Here is a 13,152-nt window from a genome sequence, read left to right as displayed (position 1 = left end):
GATCAGCGCGGCGGCATCCGGATCGCCCCGTCCAGGCGGACGTGTTCGCCGTTGAAATAGCCGTTGCGGACCATTTCCAGGGCCAGCGAGGCGTATTCCTCGGCGTTTCCGAGACGCTTGGGGAACGGCACCGAGGCGGCCAGCGCGGCCTTCACGTTCTCAGGGGCGGCGTTCATCAGCGGCGTGTTGAAGATGCCGGGCAGGATGGTGTTCACCCGCACCCCGTCGTTCATCAGGTCGCGGGCGATGGGCAGGGTCATGCCGACGACGCCGCCCTTGGACGCCGAATAGGCTGCCTGGCCCACCTGGCCGTCCACCGCGGCGACCGAGGCGGTGTTGACGATCACGCCACGCTCGCCGTCCTCGAGGGGCTCCAGAGACAGCATGCCCTGGGCCGACTTGGCGATGCAGCGGAAGGTGCCCACGAGGTTGATCTGAACGATCTTCTCGAAGATGGCGATCGGGTGGGCCTTGATCTCGCCCGTCGTCTTGTCGCGGCTGGCGGTCTTGGCGGCGAAGCCGGTCCCGGCGCAGTTGATCAGGATGCGCTCCTGGCCATGGGCGGCGCGCGCCTTTTCGAAGCCGGCGGTGACCGTTTCGTCGTCCGTGACGTCGACCTTGCAGAAGACGCCGCCCACATCCTTGGCGACGGCTTCGCCCTTGTCGGCGTTCATGTCGAAGATGGCCACCTTCACCCCGTGCGATGCCAGGGCGCGGACCGTGGCTTCGCCAAGGCCCGAGGCGCCGCCGGTGACCACGGCGGCGACGGAGGAATCGAGTTTCATGGACGCTACGCCTCCCGTTGCGTTTAAATGTTCCAATCCAATCGCTGCCTTAGCCTGATGAACGCCGAGACCAAAGCATCACCCGACGTCAAGGATCGCGGATTTGATCCGAAGACCGCGCTGGACCCGCGCAAGGCCCTCGTGCCCGCCACCGTGAAGGTGAACGAGGAGCGGGTGCGCCGGGGCTTCTGGCCCAAGATCGTGCGCACGGCCTCGCGCATCCCCTTCGCCGCCGACGCGCTGTCGGTCTGGTACTGCGCCCGCGATCCGGCGACGCCGCCGGCGGCCAAGGGCATGATGCTGGCGGCGCTGGCCTATTTCGTCATGCCGGCCGACGCCATTCCCGACGTGCTGGCGGCCGTCGGCTTCACCGACGATGCGGCGGTCTTCGCCGCCCTGCTGGCCCTGCTCGGCCGCAATGTGAAACCGCGCCACAAGGCGGCCGCCCGGGAATTCCTCGACCACCTGGGCGAAGAGAAGGACCGCTAGTCAACCTTCGGTCCGCGCGCCCCTGGCCATGGGCGGGGCGTGGCCGGCCTTGCCGCGCCGGGAGATCTGCTGCTCGCGCCAGGTGATGAAGAGGGTGGAGACGACCACCACGCCGGCCCCGGCGAGCGTCCAGACGGTCGGGATCTCGTCGAACAGCAGGAAGCCCGCCGCGGCGGTGAAGACCAGCCGGATGTAGTCGATCGGCGCCATGGCCCCGGCGTCCCCGATCGACATGCCCTTGATGTAGAAGCCCTGGGTCGCCGTGCCGATGACGCCCATCAGGCACAGCAGCAGAAGGTCGATCGGCTCGGGCCAGCGCCAGACGAAGAAGGCGCCGGGCAGGGAGAAGACGAGCCCCAGCGTCGCGGCCCAGACCAGCAGCACCATGGGCGAATGATCCCGCGTCATCACCTTCATGCCGGTGATGGTGAGCGCGAAGAGGAAGGACGAGGCCAGCATGGCCGCCGCCGGCCAGCCGACCGCGAAGTCCCCGCCCGCGCCCGGCCGGATCATGAGGAGCACGCCCAGGAAGCCGACCACCGCCGCGCCGATCCGCAAGGGGCCCACCGGCTCGCGCACGACGAAGGCGGCCAGCGGCACCAGCCACAGGGTGCGCGTGAACGACAGCGCGTTGGCGTCGGCCAGCGGCATCTTCTGGAAGGCGTAGAAGGACAGGATCATGCCCAGCGTCCCGGCCGCCGAGCGGAACAGCAGTATGCCCGGCCGCGTGGTGCGGAAGGCCTCGCCCCGCTTGGCCAGGATGACCGGGATCAGGATCGCGAAGCCCGCCACCTGCCGGTAGAAGGTCTGCAGGGCCGCCGGATAATCGTCGCCCAGGAACTTGATCAGGGTCGTCATCGCCGTGAAGCCGAGCGCCGAGGCCAGCATCCACAGCGCGCCATGGACGTTGGGCGCCAGGCCCGGCTTCTCCGGCGAGGCCCCCTCGCTCACGAGGCGGTCGCGGGCAGGTCGCCGCCGAACATCTGGGCGAAGGGCGAGGGCGTGGTCGTATCCCAGGAATGGCGGCCGCCGACCGTGATGCCGCCGTCGACCACGAGGTGCGTCCCGCTGACGAAGGCGGAGTCGTCGCTGGCCAGATAGAGCGCCGCCTGGGCGATGTCGGCCGGCACGCCGGCCTTGGGCACCGGCTGGACCGAGGCGGCGTGCTGCTCCACCTGGGCGGCCATCTGGTCGGCCACCTCGCGCGGCAGGCCGAGCGAGGCCCCGAAGATGGAGGTGGCGATCAGGCCCGGGCAGATGGCGTTCACCCGCACCTTCTGGCGCGAGAGCTGGGCGGCCGCCACGCGGCTCATATGGATCACCCCGGCCTTGGCCGTCGAATAGGCGATGGGGCCGAAGCCCGCCTGCAGACCGGCGATGGAGGCGGTGTTGATGATCGAGCCGCCGCCGCGGGCGATCATCATCGGCGCGGCGTGCTTCATGCCGAGCGCGGGACCGCGCACCAGGATGGAGAAGATCCAGTCCCAGCCCTCGGCGGTCACCTCGGTGATGGCGCCCATGTGGTCGGAGATGCCGGCGTTGTTGAAGAGGACGTCGAGCCCGCCGAACGCGCTCTCGGCCAACTTCAGGGCGCCGACGATGTCGTCCTCGGAGGTCACGTCGCAGTGGGCGTAGCGGACCGCGCCGGAAAAGCGCTTCTCCAGCATGGCGCCCTTTTCGTCCTGGATGTCGGCCGCCACCACTTGGGCGCCCTCGGCCACGAAGAGCTCCACTGCGCCCAGGCCGATGCCGGAGCATCCCCCGGTGATCACCGCCACCTTACCGTCCAGACGCCCCGCCATGACCTTCTCTCCTCCCTGCGGACGGCGGCCCGCGGGCCGCCGCCTCGTCTTTGTGATCAGCGATCAGTAACCGCCGGGAGGGGCTCAGTCGATAGTGACGACGACCTTGCCCATGGCCTTGCGGCTGCCCAGGTGGGCGATGGCGTCGGCGCCCTTCTCCAGCGGGAAGCGCTCGGAGACGTAGGGCTTGATCTTGCCGGCCGCGTAGAGGTCGAGCAGCTCCTGCACGCTCTGCGCGAAGGCCGCCGGGTCCTTGGCCGCCCAGGTGCCCCAGAAGACGCCGACGATCTCGCAACCCTTCAGCAGGGTGAGGTTCAGCGGGATCTTCGGGATCTCGCCGGCGGCGAAGCCGATGACGAGATAGCGGCCTTCCCAGGCGATGGTGCGCAGGGCCGGCTCGGCATAGTCGCCGCCGACCGCGTCATAGATCACGTCGAAGCCGTTCGGGCCGGCCACGGACTTGAAGAGTTCCGAGAGCTTCTTCTGTTCGTCGCGGTCGAAGGGGCCGCGGCCATAGACCACGCCTTCGTCGGCGCCGTGCGTCTTGGCCAGCGCCACCTTCTCCTCGCTGGAGCAGGCGGCGACCACGCGCATGCCCATGGCCTTGCCCAGCTCAACGGCCGCCAGGCCGACGCCGCCGGCGGCGCCGAGGACCAGCAGGCTCTCGCCGGCCTTCACCCGGCCGCGGTGCTTCAGCGCGTGATAGGAGGTGCCGTAGGTCAGGATGAAGGCGGCGGCCTCGTCATGGGGCATGTTGTCGGGGATCTTCCACAGGCGGTTGGCCGGCAGGGCCACCTTTTCCGCCATGCCGCCCCAGCCGGTGTTGGCCAGGATGCGGTCGCCCGGCTTCACATTGGTGACGCCCTCGCCGACGGCCTCGATGACGCCGGAAAGCTCGCCGCCGGGCGCGAAGGGGCGCGGCGGGCGGGCCTGGTACTTGTCCTCGATCATCAGCACGTCGGGGAAGTTGACGCCCACCGCCTTCACCGAGATCAGGGCCTGGCCCGCCTTCACTTCCGGCTCGGGGATGTCCTCCACCACCAGGGTTTCGGGACCGCCCGTCACCTTGCTCAGCACCGCCTTCATGTCGCTCTCCCGCGTCTCGTTCACCAGATTGGCGCGGACGCTAGCGCAGCCCCTTCCGGCGCGGAAGATCGCAGGCGAACATTTGTTTGAGCCGCATGGCGCGGGCCGCCTTCCCCTGCGGCGCCGGCCCGAGTTGGAAGCGCGCCGCCCATGGCCTATATTGGCGGACTTCCCAGCCAGCGAGACTTCAAGCCTTGGGCGTCACCCTCGACCTTTCGCGCGCCTCCGCCGGCGCTGCGCCGATTCCGCCGAACCTCTCGGGGCTCACCCGCCCGCAGCTGGCGGCTGCGCTGGTCGAGGCCGGCGTGGTCAAGCCGGAAAAGGCCAAGATGCGGGCGAGCCAGCTGTGGCGCTGGATCCACCATTACGGCGTCACCGACTTCGCCGCCATGACCGACGTGGCCAAGGAGACCCGCGCCGCCCTCGCCGAGGCCTTCACCCTGGCCCGACCCGAGGTGGTGGAGCGCCAGGTGAGCCGCGACGGCACGCGCAAGTGGCTGATCCGCATGGCGCCCGGCATCGAGGTGGAGACGGTCTACATTCCCGATGTCGGCCGTTCGGGCGCGCTCTGCGTCTCCAGCCAGGTCGGCTGCACGCTGAACTGCACCTTCTGCCACACCGGCACCCAGGCCCTCGTCCGGAACCTGACGGCGGCCGAGATCGTCGCCCAGGTGCAGGTGGCCCGCGACGACCTGGAGGAATGGCCCAGTCCCAAGGAGGACCGCCGGCTCTCCAACATCGTCTTCATGGGCATGGGCGAGCCGCTCTACAATCTGGACAATGTCGCCGCGGCCATCGACATCATCGCCGACAACGAGGGCATCGCCATCTCGCGCCGGCGGATCACCGTCTCGACCTCCGGCGTGATCCACGAGCTGCAGGCCCTGGGCGAACGCACCCAGGCCATGCTGGCCATCTCGCTGCACGCCACCAACGATCCGCTGCGCGACCAGCTCGTGCCGCTGAACCGCAAGTATCCCATCGCCCAGCTGATGGATGCGATCCGGGCCTATCCGGGCCTGTCCAACGCCCGGCGGGTGACCTTCGAGTACGTCATGCTGAAGGGGATCAACGACAGCCCCGCCGAGGCCAAGGCGCTCTTGAACCTGATCAAGGGCATTCCGGCCAAGATCAACCTGATCCCGTTCAACCCGTGGCCGGGCTCGCCCTATGAATGCTCCGACTGGGCGACCATCGAGAAGTTCGCCGCCGTGCTGAACCGCGCCGGCTACGCCTCGCCGATCCGCACGCCGCGCGGACGGGACATCCTGGCCGCCTGCGGGCAGCTCAAGTCCGAGAGCGAGAAGATGCGCGCCAGCGAGCGGCGTCGGCTCGCCCTGGAGGCGAAGGACGCACCTGCCGCCTGAACCGCTTGCCCCCCATGGCGGCAGGCGTGCTAACCAGACACCTCCGCCGTAGGCCAAGTGAGCGTCCCATGCCCCCAGAGCTTCAGTCCCCGGAGATCCAGGCCTTCGCCATCGGGTTTCCCACCACCCTGCTGCACGCGGGCGTGGCCATCCTGATCCTGGTCCTGGCCGCGGCCCTCTACATCGTCCTGACGCCCCACAAGGAGGTGGCGCTGATCCGCGAGGGCAACGCCGCCGCCGCCGTCTCCCTGGGCGGGGTCCTGGTCGGGCTCGCCGCACCCCTGGCCCTGTCGCTGAACTCCTCGACTTCGTTGATCGAGATCTGCGTCTGGGGCGTCTCGACCGTGATGGTCCAGCTGCTCGTCTTCCGGCTGGTGGACATCATGCTGCGGGGCCTGCCGCAGCGGATCCAGGACGGCGAAGTGGCCGCCGCCGCCCTGCTGGTGGGCGCCAAGCTCGCCACCGCCCTGATCCTTTCGGCGGCCGTGGCGCCCTGAGCGGCTGATGCACTTTCCTCGCCTGCCCGACTGGCTTGTCTATGCCTCGGTCGTCCTGGCCCTGCTGATCTCGGCCATCGGGCGGCAGGAGCGCGCCGACGCGCCCCCGCCCCCGCCGCCGGTGCCGGGCGAGGAAGGGCTGCCGCTCGGGCCGGCCTCGCCGTTCGATCCGGCGGTGGTGGTCGATGTGCCGACACAGGCCGAGCCGGGCGCCGGCACCGCCTTCTCCGTCTCCGACGACGGCGTCTGGATCACGGCCCGCCACGTGGTGGACGGCTGCACCCAGGCGGCCATCATGGTCGCCGACGGCCGCGGGGTGGACGCCCAGGTCTTCATCGACCCCCGCGGAGAAGCCGCCATTCTGGTCACCGAGGGCGGCGCGCCTGCCCTGCCCCTCGGCCTCGACCAGACCCTGCGGCGCGGCGACCGCGCCTATCATCCCGGCTTTCCCCAGGGACAGCCGGGGGAGGCCACCTCCCGCCTGCTGGGCCGCGAAAACCTCGTCATCCGCGGGCGCGGCGCGCGCACGGAATCGGTGCTCGTCTGGGCCGAGACGGGACGGACGGACGGGCTGACCGGCACCCTCGCCGGCCTCTCCGGCGCGCCGGCCCTCGACAGCGCCGGCCGGGTGATCGGGGTGACGGTGGCCGAGGCCCCGCGGCGGGGCCGCATCTACACCACCGCGCCCGAAACCGTGCTGACGGCGCTCACCGCATCGGGCCGCCGGCCGGCGAACTTCGCCATGGGCGAGCCCGTGACGCCGGAGAACTACGGCCGCGTGGCCGACAATCTGCGCCGCGACCTGCGCGTCGCCCAGGTGATCTGCCTGGCCGCCGAGGTCCCTGGTCCCGGCGTCGTGAGCGAAGCCTCCGGCGCGCCCGCGCCCATGCCGGCGCCCGAAGCCAGCGGCGAGGGCCCCGCGCCGCTCGCCGAGCCGCCGGCGGCTCAGCCGGCGGAGGTGTCCGGCGCCGCGCCCTGATCGGCCGCCGGCGCCTCGCCCCGGGCCTGGCGCTTGGCCACGGCGAAGGCGAGCACGATGCCGACGACGCCGATGGCCGCCGAATAGAGGAAGAAGAGGATGTAGCCCGAGCCCAGGGCGGCGGGCGTCACGCCCGACTTCTCGACGGCGCCGGCATAGGCTTCCGGGGGCAGGCCGGCGAACAGGCCCTTGAGCGCGGCGATGGGGCCGCCCTGATCGGCGGCGGCCGCCGAGCCCTCCACGATGCGCCCCGACTGCGACGCCAGAAGCTTGCCCGGCAGAGAATAGAAGGACGAGAAGACGGCGTACTGGGTGGCGGTGAAGCCCTGGCCGGTCAGGCTGGACATGTAGGCGATCAGGCAGGTGCCGGCGAAGCCGCCGGCGATGTTGTCGACGCCGATGGCCACGAAGAGGGCGGGCAGCCACGCCCCTTTCACGGCCAGCCAGGCGAAGACGAGATTGCTCAAGGGGCCGGCGAAGGCGCCGATGACCATGGCCTTGATGAGGCCGAAGCGGGCGACGGCCAGCCCGCCCAGGAAGACGCCCGCCATGGACATGGCCACGCCGAAGACCTTCCGGACCTCGGCCACCTCGGTGAGGGTGAAGCCGAGGTCGAGGTAGAAGGGGGTCATGATGTTCAGGACGAAGTCGGCCAGGCGATAGAGGCAGATCAGGGCCAGGATCAGCGCCGCCGTGCCCTTGTAGCGGCTGAAGAAGTCGCGGAAGGGATCGAAGAGGGCGGTGGAGAGATAGATGCCCGGGCGCGTGCGGAGCCCCGGAATGGGGAAGGCGGCGAGCACGATCAGGCCAGCCCCCAGGATCACCGCCCCCACCTGCAGGAAGGCGTTCCAGGGCTTGGTGGTCCAGGCGGCGGCGACCTGCTCGGCCATGGCGGCCTGGCCGAGGCCGTTCAGCGCCGTCGTCAGAAGGTCGGCCGAGCCGGCCAGGCCCGAGCCCAGGACCACGGCGCCGAGCACCACGAGCGCCAGACGCGCCAGCCATTCGGGGATTTCCAGGGCCGGCCGGGCCGGCACGCCGGCGAGGTCGATGGCGCGGATCTGGTGTTCGGTTTCGCGCGGCGCGCCCAGGACGCCCGCCACCCCGATCAGCATGAGGGCCGCCATGACCAGGTAGGAGACGTTCCAGGAATACTGTTCGGCCAGCACCAGGGGCACGGCGCCGGCGACGATGATGGCGATGCGGTAGCCCCACTGATAGGCGGCGGCCAGGGCGCCCTGGCGCGTTTCGCCGGCGGCCTCGATGCGCCAGGCGTCGATGACGATGTCCTGGGTGGCGCCGGCGAAGGCGACGAGCACGGCCAGCAGCGCCATGACCCCCAGGCTGGTGGCGGGGTCGCCGCCGGCGACGAGCCAGAGCCCGATCATGATCGCCACCTGCGCCACGAGCATCCAGGAGCGCCGGTGGCCCAGCTTCGCCGTCAGGCCCGGAATCCGGGTCCGGTCGACCAGGGGCGCCCAGAGGAGCTTCATGGAGTAGGCGAGGGTCGCCAGCGAAAAGACGCTGATCACCTGCAGCGACAGGCCCGCCTCGCGCAGCCAGGCCGAGAGGGTGTCGAAGATCAGCAGGTTCGGCAGGCCCGAGGCGAAGCCCAGGGCCAGCATGATGAGCGCCCGGCGCTCGCCATAGACGGCCAGGGCCGAGAAGAAACTGCGCTTTTCGGCCGGAGCCGCGCTCTCGCTGGACATGAACCCTCCCCTGCCGCGGGGCGGGCGGCCCCGTCGGATCAGCCGAACTTGGCGTGACGCGGGGCCACCGTCCAGACCGGCTCTTCGGGCGGGCCGTTCCGCGCCCAGCGCGCGAGCGCCTGGCGCAGGGCGTCGGCGGCCAGGGGCTTGACCAGGAAGTCGTTCATGCCCGCCGCGAGACAGGCGTGGCGGTCCTCCTCGAAGGCGTTGGCGGTGAGGGCGACGATGGGGGTGGCCACGCCCTGGGCCCGCAGCCGCCGGGCGACCTCGTCGCCGGAGAAGTCCGGCAGGCGCATGTCCATGAGGACAAGCTCATAGCCGCCCGCCATCGCCGCCGTCACCGCCTCCCCGGCCGTCATGACATGGTCGACGGCGCAGCCTTCCCGCGTCAGCAGGGTGCGGGCCAGCAGGGCGTTGACGGGATTGTCCTCCACCAGGAGCACGCGGGCGCCAGGCGCCGCGGCCGGGGCGATGCGGTCGTCCTCGCCGGACGCCGTGTGGCCGGGCGCGGCCTCAAGCGCCGCCAGCACCCGCTCGGCCAGGGAGGCGCGGCGCAGGGGCTTAATGAGATAGCCGCCAAAGCCCGAGGCGCGGTAGCGGGCGATGCGGTCGCGCTCCTCGGGCGCCAGCATGATGAGGGCGGGCCGGTCGAAGGGCCGGCGCACCTTTCGCCCGCCCCGGCTGAGGGCGTGGTCGACGAGCAGGACGTCGCGTGGTCCGGTGAGCGGCAGGATCGTCTCCACGTCCTCCGCCGTGACCGCCGTCCCGCCGCAGGCGGCGATCTGCCGGGCGGCGGCCGAACGGACCACAGGATTGGCGGAGACGACGCCGACGGTCAGGCCGGCCAACGGCGCGCCGGGCTCGGCCGGCGTGTGGGTCAGCGGGACTTCGAACCAGAAGGCGGCCCCGCCGGTCTCGGCGCGGCCGACCCCCACTTCGCCGCCCATGGCCTCCGCCAGCCGGCGGGCGATGGCGAGCCCCAGGCCCGAGCCCGTCTGCTGGTGGCTGGGATCGGACTGGGCGAAGGCCTCGAAGATGAGGTCGCGGGCTGCGTCGGTGACCCCCGGCCCGGTGTCGGACACCGTGAAGCGCCACCGCCCGGCGCCGGCAGGCTCCGCCGAGACCAGCACGCCCCCGGCGGCGGTGAACTTGATCGCATTGCCGGCGAAGTTGAGCAGGATCTGGCGCAGCCGTCCCTCGTCGGCGACCACCTGGCCGGCGTTGGCCGGCGCAGCCCAGGCGATCTCCAGCCCCTTCTCGTGGGCGCGCGGACTGAGCAGTTCGCAGACCGAACGCAGCAGGGCCTCCAGATCCAGGGGACCGGGGCGCAGCTCCACCTTTCCGGCGCCGAGGCGGGCGAAGTCGAGCAGCTCGTTGACCAGTCCCAGCAGGTGCTCGCCGGAGTCGCGCATGGCGGCGACATAGGCGCGCTGTTCGGCGCTGAGGCGCGTGCCTTCCAGCAGGCGGGCCATGCCCAGCACGCCCGACAGCGGCGTGCGGAACTCGTGGCTCAGCGCGGCCAGCTGCTCGGTGCTGATGCGGTCGTCGGCGGGGCGGTCGGCGGGCTCGTCCATGGGGCCGAGTCTAGGCCGCGGCGCTTTAACGCCGCGTCAAAGCGCGCCCTGCCTATTCCTTGCCCATCTCCCGCGCCAGGGCCAGGAGCGCCTGGCGGGCGCGGGGGCGGCGCACGGCGCTGAAGGCCTCCAGCATCTCCATCGCGCCCGGGGTCATGAGGGCCGCAAACGCCTCGTCCGGAGGCGCGGCCGACCCGCCGTCCTCGCCCACCAGCCAGCTCACCGAGGTCTGCAGGGCCTGGGCCGCGGCCACCAGGGTCGAGCCCGAAATCCGGTTGGCGCCGCGCTCGTACTTCTGCACCTGCTGGAAGGACACGCCCAGCTTCTCCGCCAGATCCGACTGGCTCATGTTCAAGGAACGGCGGCGCGCCCTCACCCGCGCGCCGATGGCGCGATCCATGGTGTCGAGGCCGTCGGCGTTTCGATCGGTCATCTGGGTCTCCAATACGACGCTCAACCTGTGAGCGATCCCCTCGACCGGCTATACGGATGGCGGCTCCGTATGGACGCAGGCGCAAGCATGGCGTGTACTAGGGAGGCCGGAGGGCGAGCGTCATGGACGAGAAGGTAGAACTGCTGACGGCGCGAGAGCGGGAATGCCTGCGCCTCGTCGATCGCCACTTCAGCTCGAAGCAGATCGCCCGCGAACTGGGGATGTCCAAGACCTCGGTCGACACCTATTGCGACCGTGCGCGCCGCAAGCTCGGCGTCACCGACCGCTATCACGCCGCCCGGCTCCTGGCCGAACATGAACGCGCCGGCCCTGTCCTGATCGGGTCAGGACAGGACGCGGTCAGGACAGACGGCGAATTCCGCTCGTGGTCGGGTCCAGCCTCGTCAGGAGGCAAGACCCATGATGCACTGGAACGGAAACAGGATGGACCGCCGCGCGACGAGGGCGGCGGTGAACCGGGCGCTTCATCTCCGGCAGGAGATCGAGGCGTTCGAGACAAGGTGGCCCACGCCCTCGTCGCCGGCGGCGTCAGCCCCGAGCTTTTCGTGGGACCAGCTCGAGCGCCAGCTGACCGACCTGGCGGCTTCGCCGGCTCAGGCGGACATGGCCAGGCACCTCATCTCGGCGACACGGAAGCTCTCCGCCTTCAAGCCGCCGGAAATGGTGCTGCGCGAAATCCTGTGCCTGACCTGGGTGCTTCTGGACGAGAACTTTCACCCTGGCGAACCGGCCGTACAGACAGCCTAGGACCGGCTGCGCGGATCGCCCTGATCCTCGCCATCGCCTTCGGGGCGGCCATGGCCTTCGGAGCTGTGCTGGCGGGACTTCAGGCGCTCTCGACTCTGGTCTGACAGCCGCCCGCCGCGGCCTTCATCCCACTCTTCTCAAAGACAGACGTCCCGCCACGCCGTGCGCGGGAAGGAGACCCCCCATGCTCAAGCAACGCCGCATGTACGCCGATCAGGTCGCCGCCAGCCTCTTCGAGGCCGAGCAGGCGATCGACGCCGCCCTGGCCAAGACCGCCGCCCTGGCCGGCGTCATGCCCGCCCTTCGCGCCGAGGCCGGCCTGTCGGCCCTGATCGGCCAGGAAGCCGTCGAGTGGACCAGCCGCTCGATCTCGGCCCTCGCCGAGGCGCGTCGGGCCGTGGTCGAGGCCCACAAGGAGCTCAGCACGGCGCAGAAGCAGATCGGCCTGGGCGCCGTCCTCTACGGCGACGGCGCGCCCAAGCCCCAGGACGCGGTCCGGGCGCCCGCCCTGCGCTCGGTGGACGGCGCGGCCGCCTGACCTCCGGGCGGCCGACTCTTCGCTGTCCCGCGCGGGAAGGCGCTCCCCCGCCTTTCCGCGCGCCGCAGCCTCTGCCACCCTGGCGGCAGCGCGAGGAGTAGATGTATTTCGCCGTCCTGCCCCAGCAGATCTGGTTCGTCCTGATGATGGCGGTCTCCGGCGCGGCCCTGTGGGGCGGCGGCCGCCCGGAGCGGCGTGCGGCGCTGGCCAACGTGCTGGCCTGGCTTCTGACGCCTCTGGCCTATCTGCCGGCCGCCCGGCTGCAGTGGGGCGTGCTGGCGGTGGATGCGGCCTTCCTGGGCTACCTGCTGTATCTGGCCCTGACGACCAACCGGCTCTGGCTGCTCTTCGCCACCGCCTTCCAGCTGCTGGGCATCGTCACCCACATGGCGACGGCGGCCGACGTCTATCTGCCGGCCCTGCCCTATCGCTGGGGACTGGTGATCTGGAGCTATCTGGTGCTGGCCTCGCTCGCCGCCGGCGTGTGGCTGCACTGGGGCCCGCCGCAGCGGCGCTCGGGCTGAACCACGCGCCTCAGCCGGCCAGGGCCGGCGCTCCGTCAGCCGCGACCCGGCGATAGATCAGCGCCTCGGCCAGATGCACGCGCCGCACCGAGGCCGCGCCTTCCAGATCGGCGATCGTGCGGGCGAGCCGCAAGGTGCGCGTCCAGCCGCGGGCGGTCAGGCCCGCCCCTTCGGCCGCCTTGGACAGCAGGGCCCGCGCAGGCGGATCGAGGTCGGCGATGGCGTCCAGCCGGTCGCCCGAGGCCTGGGCGTTGAGCGGGGCGGCGGTCTCGCCGGCTTCGGCCGCCCGCTCCAGCTGGACCGTGCGCGCCCGGGCGACCCGCGCGGCGGCCTCGGCGGTGCCTTCGGCCGGCGGCGGCAGGGCCATGTCGGCGGCGGTGACGGGCGGCACCTCCACCACCAGGTCCATGCGATCCATCATCGGCCCGGACACCCGGCGCTGATAGTCCGCCTGGCAGCGCGGCGCCCGCCCGCAGGCGCCGCGGCCGGCGCCCCCGTGGCCGCAACGGCAGGGATTCATCGCCGCCACCAGCTGGAAGCGCGCGGGATAGCGGATGTGGGCGTTGGCGCGGGCGACGACCACCTCGCCCGTCTCCAGCGGCTG

14 protein-coding genes and 1 pseudogene are annotated in these 13,152 nt (G+C 71.3%); 7 read left to right on the top strand and 8 right to left on the bottom strand.

Annotation, left to right across the window (positions count from 1 at the left end; translation table 11 throughout):
• Positions 1–2: 2 nt before the first annotated feature.
• Positions 3–785, bottom strand: a complete 783-nt coding sequence (locus tag H2041_RS10570) for an SDR family NAD(P)-dependent oxidoreductase (RefSeq protein ID WP_293412413.1) — start codon at positions 783–785, stop codon at positions 3–5.
• 57 nt (positions 786–842) lie between these two features.
• Between H2041_RS10570 and H2041_RS10565 the strand changes: the two genes are divergently transcribed.
• Positions 843–1,274: a YkvA family protein gene (locus tag H2041_RS10565; RefSeq protein WP_293412411.1), complete on the top strand. Its 432-nt coding sequence runs from the start codon at positions 843–845 to the stop codon at positions 1,272–1,274.
• Here H2041_RS10565 and H2041_RS10560 read toward each other — a convergent pair whose 3' ends face one another.
• The 3 genes from H2041_RS10560 to H2041_RS10550 all read right to left on the bottom strand — a co-directional run bounded on the left by H2041_RS10560 (position 1,275) and on the right by H2041_RS10550 (position 4,162).
• On the bottom strand, positions 1,275–2,162 hold the full coding sequence (locus H2041_RS10560; protein ID WP_293412706.1) for a DMT family transporter: 888 nt from the start codon (positions 2,160–2,162) through the stop codon (positions 1,275–1,277). It lies immediately after the preceding gene.
• Between the two features lie 59 nt (positions 2,163–2,221).
• Positions 2,222–3,076, bottom strand: coding sequence for an SDR family NAD(P)-dependent oxidoreductase (locus H2041_RS10555; protein WP_293412409.1), 855 nt, complete (start codon positions 3,074–3,076; stop codon positions 2,222–2,224).
• Between the two features lie 84 nt (positions 3,077–3,160).
• Complete coding sequence (locus H2041_RS10550; RefSeq protein ID WP_293412407.1) at positions 3,161–4,162, bottom strand: NADPH:quinone oxidoreductase family protein; 1,002 nt, start codon at positions 4,160–4,162, stop codon at positions 3,161–3,163.
• Between the two features lie 194 nt (positions 4,163–4,356).
• Between H2041_RS10550 and rlmN the strand changes: the two genes are divergently transcribed.
• From rlmN to H2041_RS10535, 3 genes and pseudogenes are all read left to right on the top strand, one after another.
• Positions 4,357–5,529, top strand: coding sequence for a 23S rRNA (adenine(2503)-C(2))-methyltransferase RlmN (rlmN, locus tag H2041_RS10545; protein ID WP_293412405.1), 1,173 nt, complete (start codon positions 4,357–4,359; stop codon positions 5,527–5,529).
• Between the two features lie 68 nt (positions 5,530–5,597).
• A complete protein-coding gene (locus H2041_RS10540; RefSeq protein WP_293412403.1) occupies positions 5,598–6,026 on the top strand; it encodes a DUF350 domain-containing protein in 429 nt (142 codons plus the stop codon).
• Positions 6,027–6,033: 7 nt separating this feature from the next.
• Positions 6,034–6,858 (top strand): annotated as a pseudogene (locus H2041_RS10535) (serine protease); the annotation flags it as partial.
• 113 nt (positions 6,859–6,971) lie between these two features.
• Here H2041_RS10535 and H2041_RS10530 read toward each other — a convergent pair.
• Genes H2041_RS10530 through H2041_RS10520 form a run of 3 tightly spaced genes read right to left on the bottom strand, consistent with a single transcriptional unit; the run spans position 6,972 to position 10,718 of the window.
• Positions 6,972–8,711, bottom strand: a complete 1,740-nt coding sequence (locus H2041_RS10530; protein WP_293412401.1) for an MFS transporter — start codon at positions 8,709–8,711, stop codon at positions 6,972–6,974.
• A gap of 38 nt (positions 8,712–8,749) precedes the next feature.
• Positions 8,750–10,285 (bottom strand): response regulator, encoded by a 1,536-nt coding sequence (locus tag H2041_RS10525; protein ID WP_293412399.1) that lies wholly within the window; start codon positions 10,283–10,285, stop codon positions 8,750–8,752.
• Positions 10,286–10,337: 52 nt separating this feature from the next.
• Complete coding sequence (locus H2041_RS10520) at positions 10,338–10,718, bottom strand: helix-turn-helix domain-containing protein (RefSeq protein ID WP_293412397.1); 381 nt, start codon at positions 10,716–10,718, stop codon at positions 10,338–10,340.
• Positions 10,719–10,840: 122 nt separating this feature from the next.
• On the opposite strand from H2041_RS10520, the gene H2041_RS10515 reads away from it, so the two are divergent.
• From H2041_RS10515 to H2041_RS10505, 3 genes are all read left to right on the top strand, one after another.
• Positions 10,841–11,590, top strand: a complete 750-nt coding sequence (locus tag H2041_RS10515) for a response regulator transcription factor (protein ID WP_293412395.1) — start codon at positions 10,841–10,843, stop codon at positions 11,588–11,590.
• An 80-nt stretch (positions 11,591–11,670) separates the two neighbouring features.
• Positions 11,671–12,024, top strand: coding sequence for a hypothetical protein (locus H2041_RS10510; protein ID WP_293412393.1), 354 nt, complete (start codon positions 11,671–11,673; stop codon positions 12,022–12,024).
• 101 nt (positions 12,025–12,125) lie between these two features.
• On the top strand, positions 12,126–12,548 hold the full coding sequence (locus tag H2041_RS10505; RefSeq protein ID WP_293412391.1) for a hypothetical protein: 423 nt from the start codon (positions 12,126–12,128) through the stop codon (positions 12,546–12,548).
• A 10-nt stretch (positions 12,549–12,558) separates the two neighbouring features.
• On the opposite strand, the gene H2041_RS10500 is transcribed toward H2041_RS10505, so the two are convergent.
• Positions 12,559–13,152 (bottom strand): ATP-binding protein (locus tag H2041_RS10500; RefSeq protein WP_293412389.1); only part of this gene is annotated, 594 nt, incomplete at its 5' end.

The organism is Phenylobacterium sp., assembly GCF_013911965.1.
Classification (GTDB): domain Bacteria; phylum Pseudomonadota; class Alphaproteobacteria; order Caulobacterales; family Caulobacteraceae; genus Phenylobacterium.
Note: the sequence above shows the minus strand (reverse complement) of the source record. Positions and strands in the feature narration are given on the sequence as shown.

What these genes read in the sequence shown, in the direction of transcription:
- H2041_RS10570 (WP_293412413.1), bottom strand. Translation starts at nt 785, where the DNA reads ATGAAACTCGATTCCTCCGTCGCCGCCGTGGTCACCGGCGGCGCCTCG.
- H2041_RS10530 (WP_293412401.1), bottom strand. Translation starts at nt 8,711, where the DNA reads ATGTCCAGCGAGAGCGCGGCTCCGGCCGAAAAGCGCAGTTTCTTCTCG.
- H2041_RS10515 (WP_293412395.1), top strand. Translation starts at nt 10,841, where the DNA reads ATGGACGAGAAGGTAGAACTGCTGACGGCGCGAGAGCGGGAATGCCTG.
- H2041_RS10525 (WP_293412399.1), bottom strand. Translation starts at nt 10,285, where the DNA reads ATGGACGAGCCCGCCGACCGCCCCGCCGACGACCGCATCAGCACCGAG.
- H2041_RS10555 (WP_293412409.1), bottom strand. Translation starts at nt 3,076, where the DNA reads ATGGCGGGGCGTCTGGACGGTAAGGTGGCGGTGATCACCGGGGGATGC.
- H2041_RS10520 (WP_293412397.1), bottom strand. Translation starts at nt 10,718, where the DNA reads ATGACCGATCGAAACGCCGACGGCCTCGACACCATGGATCGCGCCATC.
- H2041_RS10505 (WP_293412391.1), top strand. Translation starts at nt 12,126, where the DNA reads ATGTATTTCGCCGTCCTGCCCCAGCAGATCTGGTTCGTCCTGATGATG.
- H2041_RS10510 (WP_293412393.1), top strand. Translation starts at nt 11,671, where the DNA reads ATGCTCAAGCAACGCCGCATGTACGCCGATCAGGTCGCCGCCAGCCTC.
- H2041_RS10565 (WP_293412411.1), top strand. Translation starts at nt 843, where the DNA reads ATGAACGCCGAGACCAAAGCATCACCCGACGTCAAGGATCGCGGATTT.
- H2041_RS10550 (WP_293412407.1), bottom strand. Translation starts at nt 4,162, where the DNA reads ATGAAGGCGGTGCTGAGCAAGGTGACGGGCGGTCCCGAAACCCTGGTG.
- H2041_RS10540 (WP_293412403.1), top strand. Translation starts at nt 5,598, where the DNA reads ATGCCCCCAGAGCTTCAGTCCCCGGAGATCCAGGCCTTCGCCATCGGG.
- H2041_RS10560 (WP_293412706.1), bottom strand. Translation starts at nt 2,162, where the DNA reads ATGCTGGCCTCGGCGCTCGGCTTCACGGCGATGACGACCCTGATCAAG.